The following is a 7,091-nucleotide window of genomic DNA, read 5'->3' on the forward strand; positions in this document are numbered from 1 at the left end:
GGATTAAGTAAATCTAATGAAAAAGGTACTTTACGTAAATTGAGACCAACCTGACGTGTCATTAACTGCAAAACATCATCAAGGTTTTGATTTTGGTTCCAGTCAAGTTGTAAACGAATTCTTTCTTCTGAAGGCTCAATTCTATAATGTTTAGCAATCGTTAAGACCGCCTGTAACCAGGGCTGGTAATTTATTTTTGTCATCATGGTTGTACTTCGAACCCCTGAATTGAAATATTATTTAAGTCATAAGCTTGGCGGGAACGTCCTGTTGCTGCAATGTACTGAACAATACTGCTGTAGATGTCATAACGTGCAGTTTCAAGTTCTGAATTGGCGCTATGAATCGCCTGTTCAGCATTCAATAAGTCAACCAATGAACGGGTACCGAGTTTGTACTGCTCTTGATAGAGTTCGCGTGTACGAACTGTTGTCGCTTGGCGGTTTGCTAAAACCTGCATTTGACGTTGTTTATTTTCAATTTGCTCACGGCTGGTTCTGATCTGATCGAGCACATCCAGATACACAGAATTCACTTTAGACTTAGCGGCTTCCTCTGCATAACTTGCCATTTTTACCTGAGAAGAAACTGCCCCACCTTGATAAAACTGACTGGTGGCTTCAAGCATGATGGAACTATATAAACCATCGTCTTCATTATTGTTTGGGTTTTTTCCATTAATAGCCTGACTCAAAGAGCCTTTCACTGCCAAAGTTGGATAACGTGTTAAACGGGTCTGTTCCTTTTGAGCTTTAGCCACTTCAATGCCCGCTTGTGCAGCGATCATTTTTGGAATGGTATTGAACTCAGGTTCACCATATAAATCAGACACTTTCACTAAATCGTCAGGAATGATCCATGATTTATTAAAAACATCTACGCCTACCAGAGTTCTTAAATGTTGTTGGTACTGACGTAGTAAAGATTGCTGTGCAATAAGTGTTGACTGCGCAGATTCTAAATAAGTTTGTGCCTGAACTGGATCAGCTTGGCTACTAATACCAGCATTTGCACGTAAATTAGCGATTTCCTGAATTCGCTGAATACCCGCAATTTGCTGCTCGGCAATTTTATTTAACTGGAGATAGCGCTGAATATTGATAATCGACTGAGCCACATCAAGTGCAATATCATCAATACTGACCAACACATTCGCCTGTTCGACTTGGAGTTTGGCCTTCTCAACCGATACACCTGATTTGACTTTACCAAAATCATAAAGCATTTGAGTTGCGTTTAAAGTCAATAACTGCCGACCACGCTCGCCACTACTCAAGTCACCTGTGGTAATACCACCTGAAATTTGAGGATAATAACCTGCCTTCGCAACATCAATACCAGCATTTTGGCCAGCTAAAGTTGAAATGGCTTGGGAAATATCAGGGTTACGCTGGATGGCGATTTTCACCGCTTCCTGCAGAGTCATTTTCCTTGATGGCAAATTTGAATAAGATGAAGCTGCTCTATCATTGAGTTGAACAGTCGGAAACTCCTGCACTCTAGAACGATCTAGCCTAAAATTACTCAACTCTTGCATCTTAGCGACTTTAAATTCATCACTACTTTTAGGGGCAAAAAGTTGTGATAAGTTGTCTTTTAATGTGTGATATTGCTCACTTGGTTTAGCGGCATATATCACCATAGGTACATGCAGTGAAGTTAAAAGCATCAACCCTTTCAGGAAAGCTGGCTTTTTACATGTCCTTTTTACTCTTCTCTGGTTATATCCAATCATGCTTGTCTTGTTGATCTTGTTTGTTATCGTTTAAAAGCTTTTACATTCTACATATTTTTTTGCATAAAGAAGCATAAATGCAGGAATAATTCACACATTATTTTTTCATCAAGTGAACCATGTAATTTATTGTTTTTTAATAATTAAATATAAAAAAGCTAAAAAGAAGCATTGACCTCTTTTTAGCCAAATAGATTAACTTTTTTATTTAAACTGTAAAATCGTCACCTAAGTAGACTTTACGTACCTGTTCGTTATCCAGAATTTCTTGTGGCGTGCCTTCTGCAATTACCGCACCTTCGCTCACAATATATGCACGTTCACAGATCGCCAAAGTTTCACGTACGTTATGGTCTGTGATGAGCACACCAATGCCACGATCTTTTAAGGTTTGGATAATATCTTTAATATCACCCACCGAAATTGGATCGACACCGGCAAACGGTTCATCAAGTAACATAAACTTAGGATCAGCAGCCAATGCACGTGCAATTTCAGCACGGCGACGCTCACCACCAGACACACTCATTCCCAATGAATCTTTAATATGACTGATTTTAAAGTCATTCAATAATTCAGTAAGACGTTGTTGGCGCTGTTGCTTATTTAAGTCTTTGCGTGTTTCTAAAATAGACATAATATTTTCAGCAATGGTCAGCTTTCTAAAGATAGAAGCTTCTTGCGGAAGATATCCGATTCCCTTACGTGCCCGTTCATGCATTGCCAAATCGGACATATCAAGATCATCAAGGTGAATTTCACCTTTGTCCATACGCACTAGCCCAACAACCATATAGAAGCTTGTTGTTTTTCCTGCGCCGTTAGGGCCAAGCAAACCAACAATCTGTCCACTTTGCATACTAAAAGATACGTCTTTGACGACCCAACGTTTACTATAGTTTTTTGCTAAGTGCTTAATACACAAAGTTTGGGGTTGAAGAGCTTGTTGCATTAGTCACGCGCTCCTGGGAAACTTTTTGAAGTTGATGGCGGAATAATAATTTGAACGCGGTTTGATGATGAACCTTGAGCTTCAACATCACCTTTGTTCATACTATATTTCAATGAGTTACCACGGATGCTTGAACCATCTTGATATAGATATGCACCACCAGTCAAAGTAATAATGCCTGTATCTGCATTATAAACAATGGTTTGCCCCTCGCCTCGTGCAACGCCCTTGTCAGCACTGATTTGCTGTTGGAATTTAGATGGTCTACCTTTGGCAGTAATCGTTTGAATTTCACGTTTAGAATTCAGCGTAGCAACAATTGAGTCAGCCTGAAGCTTCATCGTACCTTGCTCAATCACGACATTACCCGTATAAGTCGTTAAACCCGTTTTCTCATTATAAGTTGCACGGTCTGCCACTAACGAAATTTGTTGATTACGGTCAGACGGTAAAGCAAAAGTCGAAGCAGATGATAAAGCAACGAATGTAATTACCGCAGCTTGTTTTAGGAAAGCTGAAGAACGTTTTAAATTAAGACTTTGGTGCATACTTTCCTCGAATATTAAAAAATTCGTACTGACCACTATTCAAATTAGCTTTTAACCCTTTGCTGACAAACTCGGCTTGTGGAGATTGAACAACCACTTGGTGATCGGTTTCAATTTCTCTGGTTTTTGGATATCCAGTTAACTCATCAGTTTGGAATTCAATCTTCCCTTGTGGCGCCAATTTAGTTGCGACCACATCACCCGACAAAATAACTTTACGGTTATCATCGTAGCCATTTGCCTGTTTTGCAAAGAATGTTGCATCAACTTTGCCATCTTTATACATCGAGGCATTAAGTTGATCCAACTTTGATGTTTTTTGTTGCATATCCTGTTCAAGCTGACGAACTTCAGCACGAATATACAAATTGCCTTGATCATCAGTTTGAGTCAAATGGACGCCCTGCGCTGAATATGTCATATTCTTCGCAGAACCAATGTCTAGTTTTTTTGCCTTGCCACTATAGTAGTAGTAACCACCACTTATAGCAGCAACCACTACAGCAACAATTGATAAAACTCTGGTATCCATGAGCAGGAATAGCCTACCTTTTTAAGTAATCTTATTATTAATGCGGTACTGCAAGATATTTTTCAAGAAGTTCTTGGTAAATGCCTTTTGCGATCAGCAACATATCACAGACTTCACGAACAGCTCCACGCCCACCCATCGATTGCGTAACCAAATGCGCACGGCGACGTACTTCTTCGTGACCATTTGGCACAGTAACACTCATACCTGCGATTGCAAAAGCAGATAAATCAGGCCAATCATCACCCATATATAAGCAATCAGACGGCAAAATATTAAACTGCGCACATGCTTCACGAAGTGCTGAGCCTTTGTCTTCACGGCCTTGAAAAACGAGATCTACACCTAAATCAGACATACGTTTTTCAACAATATTACTTTTTCTGCCTGTAATAATGATAACTTTCATGCCGGCTTGCTGTGCAAGCTTCATTCCTAAACCATCACGAATATCGAATGATTTAATTTCATCGCCACTATTGGTTAAGGTTACGAAGCCATCACTCAAAATACCATCAACATCCAGAACCAATGCCTGTAAATGACGTGCTTGTTCTAACAATGCATAAGATGCCATTGATTAATTTACCCCTGCCTGAATAAGGTCATGCATACTAATTACACCAATCACTTTGTTTTGGTCATCTACCACCACAAACTGACTAATTTTTTTCAGGTTCAGCTGTTGTAGAGCTTCTACCGCACGTGCTTCTTGAGAAATCGTTGATGGTTTTTTTGTCATCACTTCTGAAACAGGCAAATTCACATCGAAACCTTGCTGTTTATCAATTAAACGGCGCAAGTCACCATCGGTGAAAATACCAAGCAAATGTTCTTGTTCATCTACAATTGTCGTCAAGCCTAAACGTTTATTAGAAATTTCATAAAGCACTTGATTCATTGGTGTATCTGGTGAAACTTTTGGCAGTTCATCGCCTGTATGCATCAGATGTTTTACATGTAAAAGTAAGCGTTTACCCAACGCACCTGCTGGATGCGAACGGGCAAAATCATCTGCGGTAAAACCACGTGCTTCAAGTAAAGCGACAGCCAGCGCATCACCCAATACTAAAGTTGCTGTAGTACTCGACGTAGGCGCTAAACCTAATGGACATGCCTCGTCAGACTCACCTAAAGTTAAAGCAATGTCTGCGTTTTGCGGCATTGGGCCTTTATCATCACGGCTAATGGTAATAAGAGGAACGCCAAGATGTTTGATGAGTGGCATCAACATCATGATTTCATCACTTTTTCCAGAGTTGGAAATCGCAATTAAAACATCACCACGAACCAGCATCCCCAAATCTCCATGCCCAGCTTCGCCCGGATGCATAAAGAAAGATGGTGTACCAGTTGAGGCGAAAGTAGCAGCCATTTTACGGCCAATATGCCCTGACTTACCCATGCCAGTGATCACAACACGACCTTTACACTGTAACAATATTTCACAAGCTCGGTTAAAACTGTCACCAATTTGTGTTGCTAACACGTCTAAGGCTTGTTGCTCAATACGCAATGTTGCTAATGCGCTGCTTTGGAAATCTGTAGGATTGGGCATACGAGTTTGACTCAAAATAATTGATCTGATCTCTTGTGAAGATCGGTGATTTTAATCAAAAGATTTGGGGGCATTCTAACATAACTCAATCATCTACACGTTTTTAAATGTATAAGATTTCACAAGCTTATAAAATTCTTGCATAAACCTTTGTGAAAAATGATGCATCAGTTATGATGTAACACTGTTTTTGTTGAGTGTTTGAAAACCCTTATGCAACCGTTTGTTTTATATAACTCTGAGCAACGAAAAAAAGTTGAATTTGTACCTCGCAAAGAAGGTCACATCGATATGTACGTCTGCGGTATGACCGTTTACGACTACTGTCATATCGGGCATGCTCGAGTTATGGTTGCATTTGACTACATTATTCGTTTCTTACGTAGTCAAGGCTGGAATGTTCGCTACATTCGCAACATTACTGATATTGACGACAAAATCATCAAACGTGCTCAAGAAAATGGTGAAACCATCCAACAGCTCACCACTCGTTTTATTGATGCAATGAATGAAGATGCAGCCAATTTAGGTTGTGCTGCACCCGATGAAGCACCGAAAGCGACTGAATATATCGACCAGATGCAAAATATGATTGGCAATTTGGTCAATAAAGGCGCTGCTTACCCTGCTTCAAACGGCGATGTTTATTTTGAAGTGACCAAATTTGAAAAATATGGTCGCCTCTCTGGCCGCAAGCTGGATGATATGCAAGCTGGTGCAAGTGAACGTGTCGATGTAGAAGTTGAAAAGAAACATCCTTTTGACTTTGTACTTTGGAAACATGCAAAAGAAAACGAACCATCTTGGGCATCTCCTTGGGGTAATGGTCGTCCGGGTTGGCACATCGAATGTTCTGCAATGTCAACTTGCTGCTTAGGCAATCACTTTGACATTCATGGTGGTGGTTCAGATTTAATGTTCCCACACCATGAAAATGAAATTGCTCAAAGTGAAGCTTCAACTGGCGAGCAATATGTGAACTATTGGATGCATGTTGGCTTTATTAACGTTGATGGTGAAAAGATGTCTAAATCTTTAGGCAACTTCTTCACGATTCGTGACGTGATGGAGAAGTTCCACCCTGAAGTGATTCGCTACTTTATTGTGTCTTCACACTATCGTAGTCCTGTGAACTTTTCTGATGTAGCGCTTAAAGAAGCAAAAACTTCTTTAACTCGTTTCTATCATTCATTTAAAGCTTACCAACAAGTGTATGGTCAAAAGACAACTGAAACGCTTGATCAAAGTTTTATTGAACGCTTTAACAACGCAATGTGTGACGATTTCAATACGGCTGAAGCAATGGCAGTATTGTTTGAACTCAACAAAGAGTTAAACCGTGCTGTAAAAGAAGAGCAAGCTGACCAAGCGACTGTGCTTTATTCGACTTTACGTCACCTCACCAACATTTTAGGTTTGGTACAGCACAATGTAGATGATTTCTTAAAATCAGATATTGGACAAGAAGCGCTTGCTTTGTCTGATGCTGAAATTGAAGATTTCATTCAACAACGTGTTGATGCGAAAAAAGCTAAAGACTTTGCGAAAGCAGATGGTATTCGTCAGTCTTTGCTCGACCAAGGTGTGGTACTTGAAGATACGCGTCAAGGTACAGTGTGGCGTCGTGCTGATTAAACGTTCAATTAGATCACAAGAGTGTTGACACTTTAATGAAACACTCTATAATGTGCTCACATTGCGGGAATAGCTCAGTTGGTAGAGCATAACCTTGCCAAGGTTGGGGTCGCGAGTTCGAGTCTCGTTTC

General features: G+C 40.1%; 8 protein-coding genes. 1 reads left to right on the forward strand and 7 read right to left on the reverse strand.

Annotated features, from left to right (window positions below):
* The 7 genes from J536_RS23075 to J536_RS23105 all read right to left on the reverse strand — a co-directional run.
* Positions 1-206, reverse strand: a 206-nt coding sequence (locus tag J536_RS23075) for a hypothetical protein (RefSeq protein WP_212750235.1), incomplete at its 3' end; no start/stop codon positions are given.
* Positions 203-1,735: a TolC family outer membrane protein gene (locus J536_RS23080; protein WP_322782783.1), complete on the reverse strand. Its 1,533-nt coding sequence runs from the start codon at positions 1,733-1,735 to the stop codon at positions 203-205. The genes J536_RS23080 and J536_RS23075, both read right to left, overlap by 4 nt.
* 208 nt (positions 1,736-1,943) lie before the next feature.
* Positions 1,944-2,687 carry an LPS export ABC transporter ATP-binding protein gene (gene lptB, locus J536_RS23085; RefSeq protein ID WP_002122331.1) on the reverse strand — a complete coding sequence of 248 codons (744 nt, stop codon included), beginning with the start codon at positions 2,685-2,687 and terminating at the stop codon, positions 1,944-1,946.
* Positions 2,687-3,235, reverse strand: coding sequence for a lipopolysaccharide transport periplasmic protein LptA (gene lptA / locus J536_RS23090; RefSeq protein WP_002122334.1), 549 nt, complete (start codon positions 3,233-3,235; stop codon positions 2,687-2,689). The genes lptB and lptA overlap by 1 nt, the downstream gene beginning before the upstream one ends.
* Positions 3,219-3,767 (reverse strand): LPS export ABC transporter periplasmic protein LptC, encoded by a 549-nt coding sequence (gene lptC / locus J536_RS23095; protein ID WP_032064087.1) that lies wholly within the window; start codon positions 3,765-3,767, stop codon positions 3,219-3,221. The genes lptA and lptC overlap by 17 nt, the downstream gene beginning before the upstream one ends.
* A 37-nt stretch (positions 3,768-3,804) precedes the next feature.
* Complete coding sequence (locus tag J536_RS23100; RefSeq protein ID WP_002122322.1) at positions 3,805-4,344, reverse strand: KdsC family phosphatase; 540 nt, start codon at positions 4,342-4,344, stop codon at positions 3,805-3,807.
* Between the two features lie 3 nt (positions 4,345-4,347).
* Entirely contained in the window at positions 4,348-5,325 is a 978-nt protein-coding gene (locus tag J536_RS23105; protein ID WP_002122342.1) for a KpsF/GutQ family sugar-phosphate isomerase, read from the reverse strand.
* Positions 5,326-5,538: 213 nt separating this feature from the next.
* Here J536_RS23105 and cysS point away from each other — a divergent pair, with 213 nt between their 5' ends.
* Positions 5,539-6,960: a cysteine--tRNA ligase gene (gene cysS / locus J536_RS23110; RefSeq protein ID WP_032064088.1), complete on the forward strand. Its 1,422-nt coding sequence runs from the start codon at positions 5,539-5,541 to the stop codon at positions 6,958-6,960.
* Positions 6,961-7,091: the final 131 nt, after the last annotated feature.

The sequence above is a fragment of the Acinetobacter sp. 809848 genome, from assembly GCF_000581275.1.
Classification (GTDB): Bacteria; Pseudomonadota; Gammaproteobacteria; order Pseudomonadales; family Moraxellaceae; genus Acinetobacter; species Acinetobacter pittii.

Excerpts from the sequence above, each read along its gene's own strand:
- J536_RS23080 (WP_322782783.1), bottom strand. The coding sequence starts at position 1,735 with ATGATTGGATATAACCAGAGAAGAGTAAAAAGGACATGTAAAAAGCCA.
- lptB (WP_002122331.1), bottom strand. The coding sequence starts at position 2,687 with ATGCAACAAGCTCTTCAACCCCAAACTTTGTGTATTAAGCACTTAGCA.
- lptA (WP_002122334.1), bottom strand. The coding sequence starts at position 3,235 with ATGCACCAAAGTCTTAATTTAAAACGTTCTTCAGCTTTCCTAAAACAA.
- lptC (WP_032064087.1), bottom strand. The coding sequence starts at position 3,767 with ATGGATACCAGAGTTTTATCAATTGTTGCTGTAGTGGTTGCTGCTATA.
- J536_RS23100 (WP_002122322.1), bottom strand. The coding sequence starts at position 4,344 with ATGGCATCTTATGCATTGTTAGAACAAGCACGTCATTTACAGGCATTG.
- J536_RS23105 (WP_002122342.1), bottom strand. The coding sequence starts at position 5,325 with ATGCCCAATCCTACAGATTTCCAAAGCAGCGCATTAGCAACATTGCGT.
- cysS (WP_032064088.1), top strand. The coding sequence starts at position 5,539 with ATGCAACCGTTTGTTTTATATAACTCTGAGCAACGAAAAAAAGTTGAA.